Origin of the sequence: Actinomadura latina NBRC 106108, from assembly GCF_001552195.1 — a bacterium.
GTDB classification, from domain to species: Bacteria; Actinomycetota; Actinomycetes; order Streptosporangiales; family Streptosporangiaceae; genus Spirillospora; species Spirillospora latina.
The window spans coordinates 237,160-254,798 of the sequence record NZ_BCQS01000005.1 but is presented as its reverse complement, the minus strand read 5'-3'; the positions used below and the strand labels follow the sequence as shown (position 1 = coordinate 254,798).

Annotated in this window: 16 protein-coding genes; 8 read left to right on the top strand and 8 right to left on the bottom strand. The window is 74.4% G+C overall.

The window, feature by feature from the left end:
- Nucleotides 1-31: 31 nt before the first annotated feature.
- Nucleotides 32-622: a nucleotidyltransferase family protein gene (locus AL2_RS07470; RefSeq protein ID WP_067631260.1), complete on the top strand. Its 591-nt coding sequence runs from the start codon at nucleotides 32-34 to the stop codon at nucleotides 620-622.
- Between the two features lie 38 nt (nucleotides 623-660).
- On the opposite strand, the gene AL2_RS07465 is transcribed toward AL2_RS07470, so the two are convergent.
- Nucleotides 661-1,134, bottom strand: a complete 474-nt coding sequence (locus AL2_RS07465; protein ID WP_067631257.1) for a MarR family winged helix-turn-helix transcriptional regulator — start codon at nucleotides 1,132-1,134, stop codon at nucleotides 661-663.
- A gap of 73 nt (nucleotides 1,135-1,207) precedes the next feature.
- Here AL2_RS07465 and AL2_RS07460 point away from each other — a divergent pair, with 73 nt between their 5' ends.
- Nucleotides 1,208-2,071 carry a nitroreductase/quinone reductase family protein gene (locus AL2_RS07460; RefSeq protein ID WP_067631254.1) on the top strand — a complete coding sequence of 288 codons (864 nt, stop codon included), beginning with the start codon at nucleotides 1,208-1,210 and terminating at the stop codon, nucleotides 2,069-2,071.
- Here AL2_RS07460 and AL2_RS07455 read toward each other — a convergent pair.
- The 5 genes from AL2_RS07455 to AL2_RS07435 are packed head-to-tail and all read right to left on the bottom strand — an operon-like array spanning nucleotide 2,068 to nucleotide 8,089.
- Nucleotides 2,068-3,288 (bottom strand): DUF6986 family protein, encoded by a 1,221-nt coding sequence (locus AL2_RS07455; protein ID WP_067631252.1) that lies wholly within the window; start codon nucleotides 3,286-3,288, stop codon nucleotides 2,068-2,070. The two genes, AL2_RS07460 and AL2_RS07455, sit on opposite strands and share 4 nt — an antisense overlap.
- 55 nt (nucleotides 3,289-3,343) lie before the next feature.
- A complete protein-coding gene (locus AL2_RS07450) occupies nucleotides 3,344-4,252 on the bottom strand; it encodes an aldose 1-epimerase family protein (RefSeq protein ID WP_067631249.1) in 909 nt (302 codons plus the stop codon).
- A 29-nt stretch (nucleotides 4,253-4,281) separates the two neighbouring features.
- Nucleotides 4,282-5,688: a YlbE family protein gene (locus AL2_RS07445; RefSeq protein WP_245666428.1), complete on the bottom strand. Its 1,407-nt coding sequence runs from the start codon at nucleotides 5,686-5,688 to the stop codon at nucleotides 4,282-4,284.
- Nucleotides 5,685-7,124, bottom strand: coding sequence for an AllF/FdrA family protein (locus AL2_RS07440; RefSeq protein ID WP_067631246.1), 1,440 nt, complete (start codon nucleotides 7,122-7,124; stop codon nucleotides 5,685-5,687). The genes AL2_RS07445 and AL2_RS07440 overlap by 4 nt, the downstream gene beginning before the upstream one ends.
- Nucleotides 7,121-8,089: an oxamate carbamoyltransferase subunit AllH family protein gene (locus AL2_RS07435; protein ID WP_067631242.1), complete on the bottom strand. Its 969-nt coding sequence runs from the start codon at nucleotides 8,087-8,089 to the stop codon at nucleotides 7,121-7,123. The genes AL2_RS07440 and AL2_RS07435 overlap by 4 nt, the downstream gene beginning before the upstream one ends.
- A gap of 210 nt (nucleotides 8,090-8,299) precedes the next feature.
- Between AL2_RS07435 and AL2_RS07430 the strand changes: the two genes are divergently transcribed.
- From AL2_RS07430 to cutA, 5 genes are all read left to right on the top strand, one after another.
- The gene (locus AL2_RS07430) at nucleotides 8,300-10,051 is read left to right on the top strand and encodes a PucR family transcriptional regulator (protein ID WP_067631239.1); all 1,752 of its coding nucleotides are present in this window, start codon (nucleotides 8,300-8,302) and stop codon (nucleotides 10,049-10,051) included.
- A 137-nt stretch (nucleotides 10,052-10,188) separates the two neighbouring features.
- Nucleotides 10,189-11,640 (top strand): uracil-xanthine permease family protein, encoded by a 1,452-nt coding sequence (locus AL2_RS07425; RefSeq protein ID WP_067631236.1) that lies wholly within the window; start codon nucleotides 10,189-10,191, stop codon nucleotides 11,638-11,640.
- A gap of 3 nt (nucleotides 11,641-11,643) precedes the next feature.
- On the top strand, nucleotides 11,644-12,507 hold the full coding sequence (locus AL2_RS07420) for an FAD binding domain-containing protein (protein ID WP_067631233.1): 864 nt from the start codon (nucleotides 11,644-11,646) through the stop codon (nucleotides 12,505-12,507).
- Nucleotides 12,507-13,004 carry a (2Fe-2S)-binding protein gene (locus AL2_RS07415; RefSeq protein WP_083946168.1) on the top strand — a complete coding sequence of 166 codons (498 nt, stop codon included), beginning with the start codon at nucleotides 12,507-12,509 and terminating at the stop codon, nucleotides 13,002-13,004. The genes AL2_RS07420 and AL2_RS07415 overlap by 1 nt, the downstream gene beginning before the upstream one ends.
- 3 nt (nucleotides 13,005-13,007) lie before the next feature.
- The gene (gene cutA, locus AL2_RS07410) at nucleotides 13,008-15,422 is read left to right on the top strand and encodes an aerobic carbon-monoxide dehydrogenase large subunit (RefSeq protein ID WP_067631231.1); all 2,415 of its coding nucleotides are present in this window, start codon (nucleotides 13,008-13,010) and stop codon (nucleotides 15,420-15,422) included.
- 115 nt (nucleotides 15,423-15,537) lie between these two features.
- On the opposite strand, the gene AL2_RS07405 is transcribed toward cutA, so the two are convergent.
- Nucleotides 15,538-16,380: a polysaccharide deacetylase family protein gene (locus AL2_RS07405; RefSeq protein WP_067631228.1), complete on the bottom strand. Its 843-nt coding sequence runs from the start codon at nucleotides 16,378-16,380 to the stop codon at nucleotides 15,538-15,540.
- A 232-nt stretch (nucleotides 16,381-16,612) separates the two neighbouring features.
- Here AL2_RS07405 and AL2_RS07400 point away from each other — a divergent pair, with 232 nt between their 5' ends.
- Nucleotides 16,613-17,293 carry an SRPBCC family protein gene (locus AL2_RS07400; protein WP_067631225.1) on the top strand — a complete coding sequence of 227 codons (681 nt, stop codon included), beginning with the start codon at nucleotides 16,613-16,615 and terminating at the stop codon, nucleotides 17,291-17,293.
- On the opposite strand, the gene AL2_RS07395 is transcribed toward AL2_RS07400, so the two are convergent.
- Nucleotides 17,259-17,633 (bottom strand): FKBP-type peptidyl-prolyl cis-trans isomerase, encoded by a 375-nt coding sequence (locus AL2_RS07395; RefSeq protein WP_067631223.1) that lies wholly within the window; start codon nucleotides 17,631-17,633, stop codon nucleotides 17,259-17,261. The genes AL2_RS07400 and AL2_RS07395 overlap by 35 nt on opposite strands.
- Nucleotides 17,634-17,639: the final 6 nt, after the last annotated feature.

Genomic DNA, 17,639 nt, shown 5'->3' with positions numbered 1-17,639 from the left:
CCGGCGCGCCCGTCCGCACTACCCTCGCGGGATGACGTTGCACGGTGCGGAGTCCCCGGCCGGCCTGCTGCTCGCGGCGGGGGAGGGCAGCCGGCTCGGGCGTCCCAAGGCCACCCTGGAGCTGGACGGCGAACGCCTCGTCGACCGGGGCGTCCGGACGCTGCGGGACGGCGGCTGCTCTCCGGTCCTGGTGGTGGCGGGCGCGGCCCAAATCGAGGTCATCGGCGCGGTCGTCGTCCCCAACCCCGGCTGGCGGGACGGCATGGGCTCCTCGCTGCGCGCCGGCCTCGCCGCGCTGCCGCCCGCCTGCCCCGCCGTGGTGATCGCCCTCGTCGACCAGCCCCTCATCACCCCGGCCGCCGTCGGACGCCTGATCGCCGCCTACGAGGCGGGCGCGACGATCGCCGTCGCGACCTACGGGGGAGAGCGCCGCAACCCCGTCCTGCTGCGCGCCGAGCACTTCGCGGGCGTCGCCGCCGCAGCGGTCGGCGACCAGGGCGCGCGCGGCTACCTGCGCGCCCACTCCGGCTTGGTCACACCCGTTCCGTGCGGCGACGTGGCGGCCCCCGACGACATCGACACCCCCGGCGACCTCGACGCCTTCAACCGCCGCGACCGCTGATCGCTGACCCGCGTTCGCGGTCAAGGGCGTGCGGGGTGTCAGCGGGCGGCGCGGGCCTCGGTGACGGCGCGTTCGTAGGCCAGCAGCGTGTCGATGAACAGCTTCCGCTGCGCCGCGGTGAGCGGCTCCAGGGCGGTGCGCCAGGCGCCGGCGCCCTGGCCGAGCCAGCCGTTGATCGCGGGCAGGTGCCGCTCGGCGACGCTGACGATCGTGCGGCGCCGGTCGCCGGGGTCCTCGCGGCGTTCGAGGATGCCCTGCCGGCTGAGGTCGCCGACCATCAGGCTGACCGTCGCGGGCGCCACCTCCAGCCGTCCGGCCAGCGCGTTCACGGTCATCGGCCCGTCGAACAGCAGGTAGGCCAGCAGTGACAGGTGCCGCGGCGCGAGGTCGAAGGACGCCAGCTCGGCCGGCACCCTGATCTTCTTGGCGGCGGAGACGAGCCGCGGCATCAGCAGCAGCATCGTCCGGATGCCGTCGTCGACGTCCGGACCGGCGCTCTCATCGGTTGACATTGCCTCTGCTTCCAAAATAGCTTTGCTTCCAAAGCAAATGATCCGATCGCGTCCAGGATAGGAGACGGCTCCGATGAGCGACTGGAACCGGCAGGTCATCGAGGAGTTCCGCGCGAACGCCGGCCGGGTCGGCGGCCGCTTCGAGGGCGCGGACCTGCTCATCCTCACCAGCACCGGCGCCAGGACCGGCAGGCCGCACACCACGCCCCTCGGCTGCATGCCGGACGGCGACCGGCTGCTCGTGTTCGCCTCCAACGCCGGCCTGCCGCACGACCCGGCCTGGTACCACAACATCCGCGCCGACCCCCGCGTCACCGTCGAACTCGGCACCGAGACCTTCGACGGCGTCGCGGTCCCCATCGAAGGCGACGAGCGCGACCGGCTGTACGCGCTGCGCAGCGAGGCCATCCCCGTCTTCGCCGAGTACCAGCTGCAGACCGCGCGCGTCATCCCGGTCGTCGCCGTCCACCGCGGGCTCCCCGACGGAGCCGGCACCGAACTCGCCCGGATCCACAACGACCTGCGGGCCCGCCTCGCGGACCTCCGCGCCGACGCCGACGCCTTGGACGACGGGCGCCGCGACGTTCCCGGCCTGGCGCGCCAGCTCCGCGAACACTGCGTCTCGGTCTGCGGCGTCCTCGGCGAGCACCACGACAACGAGGAGGGACGCGCCTTCCCCCGCCTGGAGGCCCAGTTCCCCGGCCTCGCCCCGGTCATCGCCAGGCTGCGCCGCGAGCACACGGCCGTCACCGCGAACCGGCGGAAGATCCAAGCCCTGCTGGACGACGCCGGCTCCCGCGACCCGGACCGCGTCCGCGCGGAACTCGACACGATGACCGCCGACCTGGACGCGCACTTCGCTTACGAGGAGGAGCAGCTCGGCGCCGTCCTCGACGTGGTCGTCCCGCTCTGGCGGAGCGGTCGGCAGCGGGGCTAGGACACGGGGAGGACGCTCTCGTCCAGGGCGCCGCAGTCGACCGCGCGGCGCAGCCGGGCGGTGAGCGCCTTGATGGTGGCGGGCTCGTCCAGGAAGCCGCTCGCGCTGCCCGCCGCCTGCTCGTGCCAGGCCCGGACGCGTCCGATGACGTCGTCGACGCCGGTCAGGTGGAACGCGTACACGGCGGCGTACCGGCTCGGCAGGTGCGCGGGGTGCAGGTCCCAGCCCTGGTAGAAGCCGTGCGTCAGCGAGTGCCGGACGTGCGCCGCGTGCACCGCCCACGCCGCGTTGACCTCGTCCGGGCCGTCGTTGCGCGGGATGACGTTGGTGGAGCCGTCCGACAGCCGCACGCCGGTGCCGGCGAGCGACACCTGCATGAGGTGCCGGGCGAAGTCGCACGCCGGATGGTCGAGCCGCTGCTCGTGCGGCGGCAGTCCCAGCGCGGCGGTGTAGTCGAACACGCCGAAGTGGGCGGCGGTGACGCGGCCCTGCGCCGCGGCGACCAGCGGGCCGAGCCCGACGCGCTCCTCCGCGTGGTCGATGAGCGACTGCGGCGTCTCGACCTGGATCTCGAACCGCAGGATGCCCTGCGGCAGCCCGAGCGAGGTCTCCAGCCGGTCCAGGAACTCGGTGAACAGCCGGACGTGCTCGGCCGTCAGCACCTTCGGGAAGGTGATCGTGAACCCGCCCGGCAGCCGGCCGAGCCGGTCGCGCAGCGAGGTCAGGAACCCGTCGAGCGTCCGCATCGCCCGCTCGTGCCCGCCGTCGGCGAACGACTTCACCCGCACCCCCCAGTAGTGGGGCAGGCCCTTGACCTGGTACGCGGCGGCGACGGCGTCGACGACCTGCTCGACGTGCGCGTCCTCCTCGGCGTCGTCGCGGACGCCGTAGCCGTCCTCGAAGTCGATCCGGACGTCCTCGACCGGCTCGTTCGCGAGCTTCGCCGCGACCCGCTCGCGCACGGGCTCGGCCAGCTCGGGATCGAGCCCGAACGCGGCGCCGAACGACCCGGCGCCCGGCGTGTGCGTGTTCAGCAGCCGCAGCGCCTCGGCGCCGAAGTCGGCGGGCGTCGAGCGGGAGAACCGGTCGGCCGGCACGTACACGGTGTGCACCGGCTGCCGGCCCTCCGCGCCGCCGGGGAAGCGCTCGCCGTGCGCGTCGCGGGCGGCGGCGATGCGCGCGGACAGGTCGTCGAACGAGGACACACTGAGGTTCACCCCGCAATGATCCCCCAACCGCCGCCCGCCGGGGAACACATCGGGACGGTCCGGATCAGGCGTCCTCGACGATGCCCCACGTGCCGGTGAACTCGGCGCCCGGCTCCAGGTGGACGAGGCCGTCGCCGGAGACGAAGGCGTTCGGCGGGCACGTCATGGGTTCGACGCCGAGGCCCTCGCGGGGGTCGGGAGTGTTGTCGGCGGTGTAGATCTCCATCCACGGGTGCGACTCGTCGGCCCAGAGGCGGACCGTCCGGCCGCCGCCGGAGAGGATCACACAGACGCGGCCGTCGCCGTCGCGGTTCAGGTCGGCGAACGCGTTGTCGATCCGCCGGTCGCCGAGCACCGGGCCCGTGCGCAGGTCGTACCTGGTACCCGTGACGTCCTCGGACGGCCCGCACGGGACCATCCGGTCGTTCACCGGGATGTACCGGTCGGCGAGCAGGTGGACCGTGCAGCCGTCGATGGGTTCGCCGACCGTCAGGTACGGGTGCGCGCCGTGCCCGTACGGCGCCGTCTTCGTCCCCGGGTTGCGGACGGTCATCCGCACGCGGAGACCCTCGGACGCGTCGAGGGAGTACTCGGCCTCCAGGTCGAGGCGGAACGGGTAGCCGCCCGTCGCGAGGAGGCGGTGGGTGAGCCGCACCCGGTCCGGCTCGTGCTCGGCGACCTGCCACGACGCCCACCGGACGAGGCCGTGGATCGCGCAGTCCTTCGCGGGCTCGGACACGTCCAGCTGGTGCTCGGCGCCGCCGTAGGAGTAGCGGCCGCGGTCGACGCGGTTCGGCCACGGGATCAGCAGGTGCCCGAACGCGGCCGGGGCCGGCTCGTCCGCGCCGTGCGACAGCACCAGCGGCCGTCCCTCGCGGGTCAGCTCGCGCAGGCTGGCGCCCGACTCGGTGATGACGGCCTGGTACGGCCCGGCGCTGAGGGCGTACTGCTCCCCGGTGATCGACTCGCTCATGTCCGGGACGGTACCCCTTGCCGCGGCCCCTACGCGATCTCCGCGAGGGCGTGCAGGGCGGCGGTGAACACGGCCGCCGGCGGCTCGACGAGCCCCGCGCCGACCTGGCCGGTACCGGCCTCCCGGCCCGCGATGCCGGTGTCGATGACGGGCAGGATCCCGGTGCGGACGACGCGGGTGGCGTCGACGCCGACCGGCGTGCCCCGGAACGACAGCAGCGGGATCTGCAGCGCCGGATGCTCGGCCAGCGTGATCTCGTACATGCGCTGGGTGGCGGCGACCGCGTCCGGGACCTCGCCGCCGACGAACCGGACGATCGCGGGCGCGGCGGCGAGCGCGAACCCGCCCGTCCCGGCCGTCTCGGTGATCGCCGAGTCGCCGATGTCGGGGTTGGCGTCGTCCGGGCCGTAGCCGCCCAGGTAGAGGCCGTCCGGGACGCCGGCGGGCGCGGTGAACCAGCGGCCGCCCGTGCCCGACACCTGGATGCCGAAGTCGGTGCCGTTGCGGGCCATCGCCACGACCAGGCTCGACCCGGGAACGTCGCGGGCCGCGTCCGCGCACGCCTTCGCCGCCGCCATCCCCGCGTTCAGGAAGAAGTGGTCGTTGCCCGCCGCGAACCGCAGCGCCTCGGCGGCCTGGGCGCGGGGGACCTCCTCGGCGGCGGCGAGGTCGGGCGCCAGCTCGCGCAGCAGCAGCGACGTCGCGGCCCGGTTCCGGTTGTGCAGCTCGTCGCCCATCTGCAGCGCCTGCGCGATGACCGACATCAGGTCGAGCGGGCCGTGCCGCCGGACCGCCGCCCGCAGCGCGGGGCCGAGGACCTCGCCCATCCACGTCAGCCGCTCGATGACCTCCGGCCCGTACGCCCCGTACCGCAGGACCTTCCCGAGCCCCTCGTTGAGCGAGCAGTACGCGGTTCCGCCGTGCTCGGCGTCCTCGACCACGAACATCCACATGGACGGGCTGACCACGCCCGCCATCGGCCCGACCGTCCCGTGGTGGTGGCACGGTTCCAAGGTGGCCGTGCCGCGTTCCAGCGCGTGCCGCGCGCCGAGCGGCGTCTCGGCGAGCCCTTCGAGGAGCATCGCGCCGATGAGCGCGCCCCGCATCGGGCCGGACGCCCGGTCCCACTCCAGCGGCGGGCCCGCGTGCAGGAACGTCCCGGGCTCCAGGCCGAGGACGTCCCGCGCAGGCCGCACGTCCACCAGGTGCGGACGGGCCGTCACCATGCGCCGCACGGCGCGGGCGTTGGCCTCGGCGTGACCGGGGTCGCCGAGGACCGCCGCGAGCGCCGCCTCCGTCCCGGCCGGCGGGGGCCGCCAGTCGACCGCCTCCACCGGGACGGCCTGCTCGGCGAGGGCCTCGGCCAGCACCTCGACGCCCGCGGTGACCACCCGGGGGTCGCGGGAGAGCAGCCCGCCCAGCCGCTGATCGGTCACGCCGACACCCCTTCCACCATCCGCACGGCGTGCCGGGCCGCCTGCGCGTTCGAGGCGAACACGTCGGCGCCGGCCTCGCACAGCGCCGCGGCCTGCCGGTCGCGGCCCTGCGGATCGGCCGGCGTCCCGCACAGCGACACGGCGACGGCCAGGTCCGGACGGTCCTTCACCGCGTCGGCGAGGGCCGGGGCGAGCGCGGCGGCCGGGTCGGGCTCGGCGCCGTGGCCGAGCACCACGTCCAGGAGCAGGACGCCGCAGCCCGGGTCGGCGGCCGCGGCGCGCAGCGCCTCCAGCCGCAGCGTCGGGTCGATCATCGGGTGCGCGCGGCCCCGCGTGTAGGCGTCGTCGCCGAAGTCGGTGAACCGGTGGCCGCGCGCCTCCAGGTCCCAGCCGAGCGCCTCCCGCGCGATCATCTCGGCCTCGTCCCGCAGCGTGCCGCCCGCGAACAGCCCGCGCAGCGCCCGCCCGGCCACCGGGGCCGGACGTCTCGCCGCCGTCCAGCGCGGCCACTCCGGGACGGTCCGCCCGAGCGCCGTCAGCACCTTCTCCGCGGCCCGCGTCAGGTCGTCCTCGCCGGGCGTCGGCAGGGCGAACACCACGGGCGTGTCCAGCCGCCGCGCCGCCTCCCGGATCAGGTCCAGCACCTGCGGCGCGGGCGGCTTCGACACCAGCACGATCAGCTCGGTGCCCGGGTCGGCGTCCAGCGCCGCGAGCGCGGACAGCGCCGACCGGCCGCTCACCTGCGGCGACAGGTCCCGGCCGCCGACGCCCAGCACGTGGCTCACCCCGGCGCCCGCCGCGTCCAGCAGGCACATCAGCTGCTGCGCGCCCGTCCCCGACGCCGCCACGACGCCGACCGGCCCGGGGCGGACCGCGTTCGCGAACCCGAGGCCCGCGCCGCCGATCACCGCCGTCCCGCAGTCCGGGCCCATCACGATCAGGCCGCGCCGGGCCGCCGCCTCCTTCAGCGTGATCTCCTGCGCGAGCGGCACGTTGTCGCTGAAGATCATCACGTTGAGGCCGGCGTCGAGGGCGTCCGCCGCCTCGGGGAACACGTGCGGGCCCGGCACCGACACCAGCGCGACGGTCGCGTCCGCCCGCGCCGCCGCCGACCAGGTCGTGCGCGGCGGCTCCGGGGCGCCCAGCAGGCCGCCGCCGGCCGGGGGGCGGGACGCGTCGCGCAGCAGCCCGTCCAGCGCCTCGCGCGCCTCGTCGAGCCCCCCGCCGTCCACCCGGATCGCCACGACGAGGTCGTCGGGCCCCGCCTCGCCGGGGACGGCGAACCCCATCCGCTCGAACATCTCGCGGTTCAGCCCGGTAGCCATCGCCACCATGGCCCCGGTGACGCCGGGCCGCCCGGCCAGTTCCCGGCTGACCCGCATGAGCGTGACCGAATCGTGGTAGCCCCCCCGCCGGACCTCGACCCAATCGGTCATGCGGTGGCCTTCGGCACGCGGCGGGCGGCGGGCGCGGTCAGGGCGAGGGCGGCGCGGCAGCCGGCGAGGACGCCGTGCGCGAGGTCGGTGCCCGAGGTGTGGCCGACCGACAGCAGCCGCCGTACGGCGCTCTGCCCCGCGCCGCCCGGCGGCTCGTGGCCGGTGACGAAGCGCAGCACGGCCGCGACCTCGGCGCCCGCGCCGCCCGCCGCCGCGCAGTGCAGCAGCGTCGCGGCCAGTGCGGTCGTGCGGGTGCCGGCGTCGGCGGTGACGGCGGCGCCGAGCCAGTCGGCCAGCCGCACCGCCGGCTCGCCGTGCCGGACGGCGCCGCCGACCAGCCGCAGCGAGACCAGCAGGCCGCACAGGATGTCGTCGCCGGACGGCGTCAGCCCCGGCCCGAGGCCCACGATCCGCTCGGCCGCCTCCACGGCGCCCGCGAGGTCGCCGGCCGCGCAGGCGGCGGCGAGGTCCACCGGGTCCGGGTGCCCGTCGAGGCCGCCGCCCGCCGGTCCGGCGGCGGTGAGCGCGCCGGCCGCGGTCAGCTCGTCCGCCAGGGCGCGGACGCCGCGGTCGAGCGCGGCCGGCCGCATCCCGGCGAGCGCCGGGGACGGGTCCCACCAGCGGCGGACGCGCACGGTCAGCCCGTCCGCCTCCACCCGGCCCTCGCCGACCAGGGCGTCCCCGCCCTCGCGGACGGACCGGAACGGGTGCTCGCGGCGCGTCGCCACGACCACCACCGCGTTCGGCAGCCGCCCGGCGTCGGAGGTGACGACGGCGAGCACGCGCGGCTCGGGGCCGCCCCGCATCTCCAGGTACAGCGCCGCCGGGAACACCGCGATGACCCGGGCCGGGCGGCGCGGCGGGTCCAGCAGCGGGCGCAGCGCGAGGCTCGCGGCCCCGGCGGCGGGCGGCCGCCGCCGCGGCCGGGCCTGCAGCGGGATCGGGTCGCGGACGAGGGCAGTCACGGATCCTCCCGAGGCCGGTGTCGGTGGCCGTCCGGCATGCGGGCGGCCCGGCCTCGCGACGACGGTAGAACGGGCCCCGCACCGGACGTATGGAGAAAGCTGCCAAGGATGGTTGTCATCGTTCGTCTTTGTTGTCATTTTTGATCAGGAACCGGTAGCGATCACATCGTTACGGACGATGTACGCACCAAAAGCGAGGTGACCCCTGGCATGAGTTACACCACTGCGGACCCGGGCCCACCGGCCCTCCGGCTCGCGAGTACCGGAACACTGACCTACGGCCTGTCGGTCGGGGAGGTCCTCGGCGTCAGCACCCTGAACGGCGCCCGCCTCATCGCCGGCCGCGCCGGACTCGAGCGCGTCGTCCAGCGGCTCAACGTGATGGAGGTCCCCGACATCCTGTCGTGGGTCAAACCGAACGAACTGCTCCTCACCACCGGCTACCCCCTCCGCAACACCCCCCAGTCGCTCGACAACCTGGTCGCCGACCTGGACGAGCGCGGCCTCGCGGCCCTGGCCATCAAACTGGGCCGCTACCTGGACTCCCTCCCCGCCGAGATGATCGCGCAGGCGGACCGGCGCGGCTTCCCCCTGATCCTGCTCCCGAACGACGTCGGCTTCGACGACATCCTGAACCAGGTCCTGACCGACATCCTGAACCGGCAGGCGTCCGTCCTCGCCCGCACCGAGGAGGTGCACCGGGCGCTCGTGCAGATCGTGCTGTGCGGCGGCGGCCTCCAGGAGGTCGTCGACGAGGTCGCCACCCTCCTGGACGTGGCGGTCGTGGTGCTGGACGGCGAGCAGCGCGTCCTCGCCGGCGCCGGGCCGGACGAGCACGTCCAGGCGATGCGCGCGTTCGACGCGGGCCGGCACGCGGCCTGCGGGCGCGGCGGCTGCGGCATCATCGGCGCGCACGGCACCGGCGACCACCTGGCCGTGCCCGTGATGGCGGGCGGCTTCGACCACGGCCGGATCGTCGCGTTCAGCCCCGCCGGCACGCTGCGCGGGACCGACCTCGGCATCCTGGAGCGCGCCGCGACCGTCGCCGCGCTCGTGGTGACCAAGCAGCAGGCCGTCGCGGCGGTCGAGAGCAAGTACCGCGCCGACTTCCTGCGCGACATCCTGGCCGGGCGCGCCGGCGACGACGGCCGCGTCGTCGCGCACTGCGGCGGGTTCGGCTGGGACCTGGACCGCCCGATGATGGTGATCGTCGCCGAGCTCGACGGCCGCCCGCGCGGCGCCGCCCCCGACTCCGACGGCAAGGGGCGCGGCCGGGCGCCCGACCCGGACGGCAAGGGGCGCGGCGCCGAGGAGCGGTCCGCGCAGGAGCGGCTCGCCGCCGCGTGGACGACCGCCGTCCGCCGGCACGACAAGGGCGCGGCCGTGGCGAGCTTCGCGCACGAGGTCGTCGCGGTCGTCGGCGCGGACGGGGAGGACCCCGCCGAGTGGGCGGCCGGCCCGGTGCAGGCGATGGTGAAGGAGGCTTCGTCGATCTTCGCCGAACACCTGCCGGTGCGGCGGACGTTCTCCACCGGGATCAGCCGGACGGTGACGTCCCCGGTGGCGCTGCCCGAGGCGTACGAGCAGGCGGGGAAGGCCGTCCGGGTCGGCCGCCAGCTCAACGGCGCGGGCGCGCGGGCGCACTTCGACCAGCTCGGCGTGTACCGGCTGCTCAGCCTGGTGTCGGATCCGGCGGAACTGCACGCTTTCGTCCGGGAGACGCTCGGCGACCTCGCCGCCGACGACGAGCCCGAACTGGTCGACCTGCGCCGCACCCTGCAGGTGCTGCTGGAGACCAACCTCAACGTCGCCGAGACGGCCCGCCGGCTCCACTTCCACTACAACACGCTCCGGTACCGCATCGGGAAACTGGAACGGATGCTCGGCGCCTTCACCGAGGACGCGCATCTACGGCTCAACCTCACCCTCGCTCTGCACGTACTGCGCATGCGCGGTATCTGAGGGTAGTGTAACCGGGCTCACGTCGGCCGGTCCTCCCAAGAGGCGGCCCGGGCTTTGGCAGAACTCGCCGATGCCCGGCCATCGGGGTAGATCTACCTTGCCCGCATGACCGCGGCCGGATGAGCAGGAGGGGCCCGATGGTGATCGGCTGGAAACTGCACGGCGACGGGAGAACGCCGCCGCCCGGGGAGGTCGTCCGACCGGACGAGCGGCTGTCGTGGCCGCGCACCGCCGGCATCGGCGCCCAGCACGTGGTGGCGATGTTCGGCGCGACGTTCGTGTTCCCCATCGTGATGGGCCTGGACCCCAACCTCGCCATCATGATGTCCGGGGTCGCGACGATCCTGTTCCTGCTGATCGTCGGCGGCCGGGTGCCGAGCTACCTCGGCACGAGCGCCTCGTTCGTCGGCGCGGTCGCGGCGATCCGCGCGGCGGGCGGCGACAGCGCGACCGTGACCGGCGCGATCCTGGTCTCGGGAGCCGTGCTCGCGCTGATCGGCGTCCTCATCCACTTCGCGGGGGCCGAGGTCATCCACCGGGTGTTCCCGCCCGTGGTGACCGGCGCCGTGGTCATGCTCATCGGCTTCAACCTCGCCCCGGTGGTCGCGACCGTGTACTGGCCGCAGGACCAGTGGATCGCGCTCGCCACGCTCGGTTTCGCCGTCCTGTGCGCGGTGCTGCTGCGCGGCTTCTGGGCGCGCATCACGATCCTGCTGGCGCTGATCTTCGGCTTCGTCCTTTCGTGGATTCTCGACAAGACCGCGGGCCAGATCACGTCGGTTCTGCCCGGCCAGAACCTGCTGGACGGGGCGGGCAAGGCGTGCACCGCCGAGGGCCCGTACTGCATCGCCACCGCGTTCCCGCACGACCGCGTCGGCTTCGCGAGCGTGAAGGCCGCCGACTGGTTCGGGTTCCCGAGCCTGCACGGCCCCGACTTCAAGACCTCGGCGATCCTGCTGGCGCTGCCGGCGGTCATCGCGCTCATCGCGGAGAACACCGGGCACGTCAAGGCCGTGTCCGCGATGACCGGCGAGGACCTGAACCCCGTCCTCGGCCGCGCCATCGCCGCGGACGGCATCGGCACCACCCTCGCCAGCGCGGTCGGCGGCTCGCCCACCACCACCTACGCCGAGAACATCGGCGTCATGGCCGCGACCCGGATCTACTCGACCGCCGCCTACTACGTCGCCGCGATCGTGGCGATCCTGTTCGGGCTGTGCCCCAAGTTCGGCGCGCTCGTCGCCGCGACCCCCGGCGGCGTGCTCGGCGGCATCACCGTCGTCCTGTACGGGATGATCGGCCTGCTCGGCGCGAAGATCTGGATCGAGAACCGGGTGGACTTCGGCGACCCGGTCAACCTCGTCCCGGTCGCGGCGGCGATCATCCTGGCGATCGGGAACGTGACACTGCAGGTCACCGACGACTTCCCGCTGCAGGGCATCGCGCTCGGCACCATCGCGGTCCTGCTCGGCTACCACGTCCTCAACGTGCTGCGCGGGCCGGACGACGCGGGCGGCGGCATCATCGCGCCGGCGGAGGAGGAGATCGGCGGGCCGGTCCGCCCGGCCCCGGACACGGACGCGGGCTGACGGGTGAAGCCGCCACCGTTCGGCTACCACGCCCCCGGCACGGTCGGCGAGGCGCTCGACGCCCTCGCCGCCGCGCCGGGCGGCAAGGTCCTCGCGGGCGGCCAGAGCCTCATCCCGCTGCTGAACATGCGGCTCGCCGCGCCGTCCGACCTGGTCGACATCAACCGGGTCGCCGGACTGGACACCCTGCACATCGGGGACGAGGGCGTGCGGGTCGGCGCGCTCGCCCGGCACGCCCGGGTGGAGCGCTCGGCGGAGGCCGCCGCCGTCCAGCCCCTGCTGGGGCAGGCGCTCCGGCACGTCGCGCACCCCGTCATCCGCAACCGGGGCACGGTCGTCGGCAGCCTCGCGCACGCCGACCCCGCCGCCGAGCTGCCCGCCGTCCTCGCCGTCCTCGGCGGGACGGTCGAGGCGGCGTCGGCGCGGGGGCGGCGCACGATCCCGGCGGCCGAGTTCTTCGCCGGCCCCCTGGAATCGGCGCTGGCGCCCGGCGAACTGGCCGTCTCCGCGTTCTTCCCGGCGGCGCCGTCCCGCACCGGCACCGCGTTCACCGAGACGGCGCGGCGGCACGGCGACTACGCGCTCGCCGGGGTCGCCGCCGTCGTCACCCTCGACGAGGACCTGCGGGTGTCCGCGGCCCGCGCCGGGTACCTGGGCATCGCCGCGGTGCCGCTCGTCTTCGACCTGGCGGCCGCCGCCGGGCGCAACGGCGACTGGGCCGCGGCCGCGGCGCACGTCCGCGAGCGGATCGACCCCGAACCCGACATCCACGCCGGCGCGGAGTACCGCCGGCACCTGACCGGCGTGCTGACAGAGCGCGCCCTGCGCGCAGCGGCGGCCGAGGCACTGCGGAAGGCGGGAGACTGATGGAGGAGCACTTCGAGGTCGCGCTGACCGTCAACGGGACGCATCGCACCGCGCGCGTCCCGGCCAGGCGGCTGCTGTCGGACCTGCTCCGGCACGACCTCGGGCTCACCGGCACGCACGTCGGCTGCGAGCACGGCGTCTGCGGGTGCTGCACCGTCCTGCTGGACGGGGAGCCGGTGCGGTCGTGCCTGATGTTCGCCGTCACCGCGGCCGGCCGCGGCATCACGACCGTGGAGGGGCTCGCGGCGCCGGACGGGACGCCGTCGCCGGTGCAGCGCGCGTTCCGCGAATGCCACGGCCTGCAGTGCGGCTTCTGCACGCCCGGGTTCCTCTGCACGGTCACGGCGCTGCTGCGGGAGACGCCGCGCCCGACCGAGGACCAGGTCCTCGAGGGCATCTCCGGGAACCTGTGCCGCTGCACGGGCTACCAGAACATCGTCAAGTCGGTGCACCGCGCCGCCGACCTGCTCGCGCTGTCCGCCGAAGAAGGGGAGTGACGCATGGGGACGCGCGTCTTCGGGGAACGGGTCGAGCGGCGCGAGGACGCGCGGCTCACCACCGGCCAGGGCCGCTACCTGGACGACCTCGGGCAGGGGGCGCTCGCGGCGGCGTTCGTCCGGTCGCCGCACGCGCACGCCCGGATCGCCGACATCGACGTGTCCGGGGCGCTCGACGTGGACGGCCTCCTCGCCATCTACACCTGGGAGGACCTTCCCGGCCGGATCGGGGAGCCGCTGCCGCTCCTCATCCCGCACCCTGCGCTGACCCACGGCCGCACCGGGTATCCGCTGGCGCGGGACGTCGTCCGGCACGTCGGGGAGCCCGTCGCGATGGTCGTCGCCCGCGACCGCTACCTGGCCGAGGACGCCGCCGAGCGCGTCCGCGTCGAGTACGAGCCGCTGCCCGCCGTCGTCGGCATCGAGGCGGCGTCGCGGGCGGAGCATCTCGTCCACGACGACGTGCCGGGCAACGTCGGGGCGGTGCTCGTCCAGGAGAACGGGGACGCGCCGGCCGCGATCGAGTCGGCGCCGCACGTGCTGGAGTTCAGCCTGTCCATCGAGCGCAGCGCGTCGATGCCGCTGGAAGGACGCGGGGTGTACGCGCGGTGGGACGCCGACGACGGGTCGCTGCGCGTGTACTCGTCCACGCAGGCGTCCACCAGCGTGCGCGCCGCGATCGCCGCGCGGCTCGGGCTGCCCAACGGCAAGGTCGAGGTGATCGCACCGGATGTCGGCGGCGGGTTCGGCGTGAAGATCGTGCACCCGTGGCCGGAGGAGATCCTCGTCCCGTGGGCGGCGCGGCTGCTGGACCGCGAGATCAAGTGGGCCGAGGACCGCCGCGAGCACTTCGTGTCCGCCGCCCACGAGCGCGGACAGCTCCAGGACGTGCGGGTCGGGTTCGACGACGACGGCCGCGTCCTCGGCCTGGACGTGCGGATCCGGCACGACCACGGCGCCTACACCCCGTACGGGATCATCATCCCGATCGTCACGTCCACCCAGCTCCTCGGCCCGTACAAGATCGGCGCGTACCGGGCCGAAGTGACGAGCCTCTACACCAACACGCTGATCGTCACCCCGTACCGGGGCGCGGGCCGCCCGCAGGGCGTGTTCTGCATGGAGCGGACGATGGACCGCATCGCCCGCCACCTCGGCCGCGACCGCGCCGAAGTGCGCGCCGCGAACTTCATCCAGCCCGACGAGTTCCCCTACGACCAGGGCCTCACCTTCCAGGACGGCCGCCCGCTCATCTACGACTCGGGCGACTACCCGGAGCTGCTCCGCAAGGCGCGGGAGCTGATCGGCTGGGACGGCTTCGAGGCCGAGCGGGCCAAGGCGCGGGCCCATGGCCGCCGCATCGGCATCGGCCTCGGCGTCTACGTGGAGGGCACGGGCGTCGGCCCGTACGAGGGCGGGCACGTCGAGATCGACACCGCCGGGCGGGTGCACGTGTCGACCGGACTCACGTCGCAGGGCCAGGGCCACGAGACGGTGTTCGCGCAGATCGCCGCCGCCGAGCTGGGCGTCCCGATCGAGGACGTCCACGTCACGACCGGCGACACCCGCCGCTTCGGGTACGCGGTCGGGACGTTCGCGTCCCGGGCGGCGGTGATGAGCGGCAACGCGATAGCGCTGGCCAGCCGGAAGGTCCGCGCGAAGGCGCTGCGCATCGCGGGCGAGGCCCTGGAGGCCGACCCGGGCGACCTCGACATCACCGGCGGCGTCGTGCACGTGCGCGGCGACCCGTCGGCGTCCGTCCCGCTGCGGACGGTCGCGGTGCTGTCGAACCCCCTGCGGTACGCGTTCGACGCGGAGGCCGCCGCGGCGACGCAGTTCGCGGTGGGCCGCCCCGTGACCGAGCCGCCGGTCGCGTCCGGCGACGAGCCGGGCCTGGAGGGGCGCGACTACTACTCGCCCGTCCGGTCCACGTTCGCGGCCGGCGCGCACGCCGCGATCGTGGAGGTCGACCCCGACACCGCCGAGATCGCGATCCTGCGGTACGCCGTCGTCCACGACTGCGGGCGGCTGATCAACCCGATGGTCGTCGAAGGGCAGATCCACGGCGGTGTCGCGCAGGGCGTCGGCGGGGCGCTGTACGAGCGGATGGTCTACGACGAGTCGGGGCAGCTGCTGAACGCGTCCTTCATGGACTTCCTCATGCCGTACGCCACGGAGATCCCGCACATCGAGACCGACCACATGGAGACGCCGTCGCCGCTGAACCCGCTCGGCATCAAGGGCGCGGGGGAGGCGGGCGTCATCCCGGTGTCAGCGGTGATCGCGTCGGCGGTGGAGGACGCGGAGGGCGTCCGCGTGGACGCGATGCCGATCTCCCCGGACGAGCTCTACACGCTGCGGGAACGCGCCGCGGCCGATGCGTCCCTGCGCGTCCGGGAGGGCGTCCGGGCGGGCTGACGCTGGCGGGGCCGGCTCGGGAAGCGGGGGACCTCGGCCCCGCCAGCGTGTTGACCCTAGTGAAGGACCACCTGCGCCTTCGGCGTAACCGGGATTCCTCCGGGAAGGTCGGAAATCACCCGTGCGCGGGCGTGTCGGGGGCGTTGCCGCCGAGCGACGCCGGCAGGTAGTTCTCCACGGCGGCGGGACGGAAACCGGCCTGCCTGATCCAGCCGAGGATCATCGTGAACTCCTCGGCCAGCCCCTTGCGGTAGTGCATCAGGACGATGTCGCCGGGCTTGAACCCCTTGCCGCCGTCACCGCGCGCGAAGCCGTTGTACCCGACTCCGGGGCCGGACGTGCCGTTGTAGAACTCCGCCGACCACAGCAGCACCGACTTGATGCCGCAGTCCCTGGCGACCTGCAGGGTCGTCTGGTTGTAGCTGCCGAACGGCGGGCGGAAGATCTCGGGCCGCCGCCCGTACTGCGTCTGGATCGCGTCGGACGCCCCGCAGATCTCCTTCTTCTGCGCCTCGGCGCTGAGCGTCGCCATGTTCGGGTGGCTGATGGTGTGGTTCTCCATCGGCGAGCCCGCGTTGCGCATCGCCCAGAAGTACTGCCCCTGCCCCTTGATGTAGGTGGAGGTCAGGAACGTCAGGATCGGAACCTTCTCCTTGCGGACGAGGTTCACGAACTCGGAGTCGTAGGTGTAGCCGTCGTCGATGGTGAGGAAGACGACGCGCTCCTGGGTCTCGATGTGGTCGATGACCGCGGGCAGGCCGTTGGGGGAGGGCTTCGGCACCGTCCAGGACCCGGGCTTCGGCGTCGCCCATTTCTGGGCGCCGAGCACCGAGGCGAGCTGCGTTTCCATGGACGGACCCGAGTCGCCGGCCTGCGCGGCCACGACGGGCCAGCCGCCCGCGGCCACGCCGAACACTCCGGCGGCGACCATGGCGATCACGGGCGTCTTCCCTCGCATCGGCCGTGTACTCCGTTCAGTGGGGGTTCAGACGGGGGTTCCAGTCTGGTGTTCCAGTCGGGGGTTCCGCATCGATTGACGCACGGGCGGCGGCCCGGGTTCGCACCCGATCGGAACCTCCGGACATATCTGACCACTCGAACCGCCCTTCGGGGGGCTCTGCCCAAACATCGGCGTGTACTCGGCAGATGTTGCCGTTCGGCGCGGCGGCGGCGTTCTCTACAGTCGGGTCATGCAGCTGAACGGCAGTGCCGGCGTCGCCGCGCCGCTCGACCGCGTCTGGGACGCGCTTCAGGACCCGGCCGTCCTCGCCAGGACGATCCCCGGGTGCCGCTCCCTGGAGGAGACGGGACCCGGCACCTACCGCATGACGGTCACCGCGGGCGTCGCCTCGATCCAGGGCACCTACGTGGGCCAGGTGGAACTCGCCGAACCGGACCCGCCGCGCTCGTTCGTCCTGCGGGCGCGCGGCCAGGGCGCGCCGGGCACGGTGGACGCGACCGTGCGCGTCCGGCTGTCGGACGGAGGCGGCGCGACCCGCATCGACTACGACGCGGACGCGGTCGTCGGCGGGATGGTCGGCGGGGTCGGACAGCGGATGCTGGGCAGCGTCGCCAAGCGCACCGCCGGCGAGTTCTTCGCCGCCGTCGAACGCGACCTGTGCGCACCCGCCGCCGAGGCCGCGCCCGCGCCGGCCGAGGTCGCGAGCGCCGGCACGGTCTATCCGGGCCGCGCGCCGGCCGCGCCGGACCGCGCGTCCGCGGCGTGGCCGATGGCGGCGGCGTTCGCCTCCGGCGGCGCGGTCGCGCTCGCCGGCGTCGCCCTCGGCTACCTGCTCGGCCGCCGCGGATCGCCCGCCGTTGTCCGGTCGGCGCGGGTCAGCCGACCCCGACCAGGTCGACGACGAAGATGAGCGTCTCGCCCGGCTTGATCGCGGGGCTCGGGCTGCGGTCGCCGTAGGCGAGGTGCGGCGGGATGACGAGCTTGCGCCGCCCGCCGACCTTCATGCCGGCGATGCCCATGTCCCAGCCCTTGATGACGCGGCCGGCGCCGAGCTGGAAGTCGAGTGTGGAGCCCCGGTTCCAGGACGCGTCGAACTCCTCGCCGGTGGACCACGACACGCCCACGTAGTGCATCGACACGTTCGAGCCCTTGGCGGCCTCGGGGCCGTCGCCCTCGGTGATGTCGGTGATGTCGAGGTACTCGGGCGGCTGTCCCTCGGGGAAGTCGATCTCGGGGCGTTCAAGCGCCATGAAAGG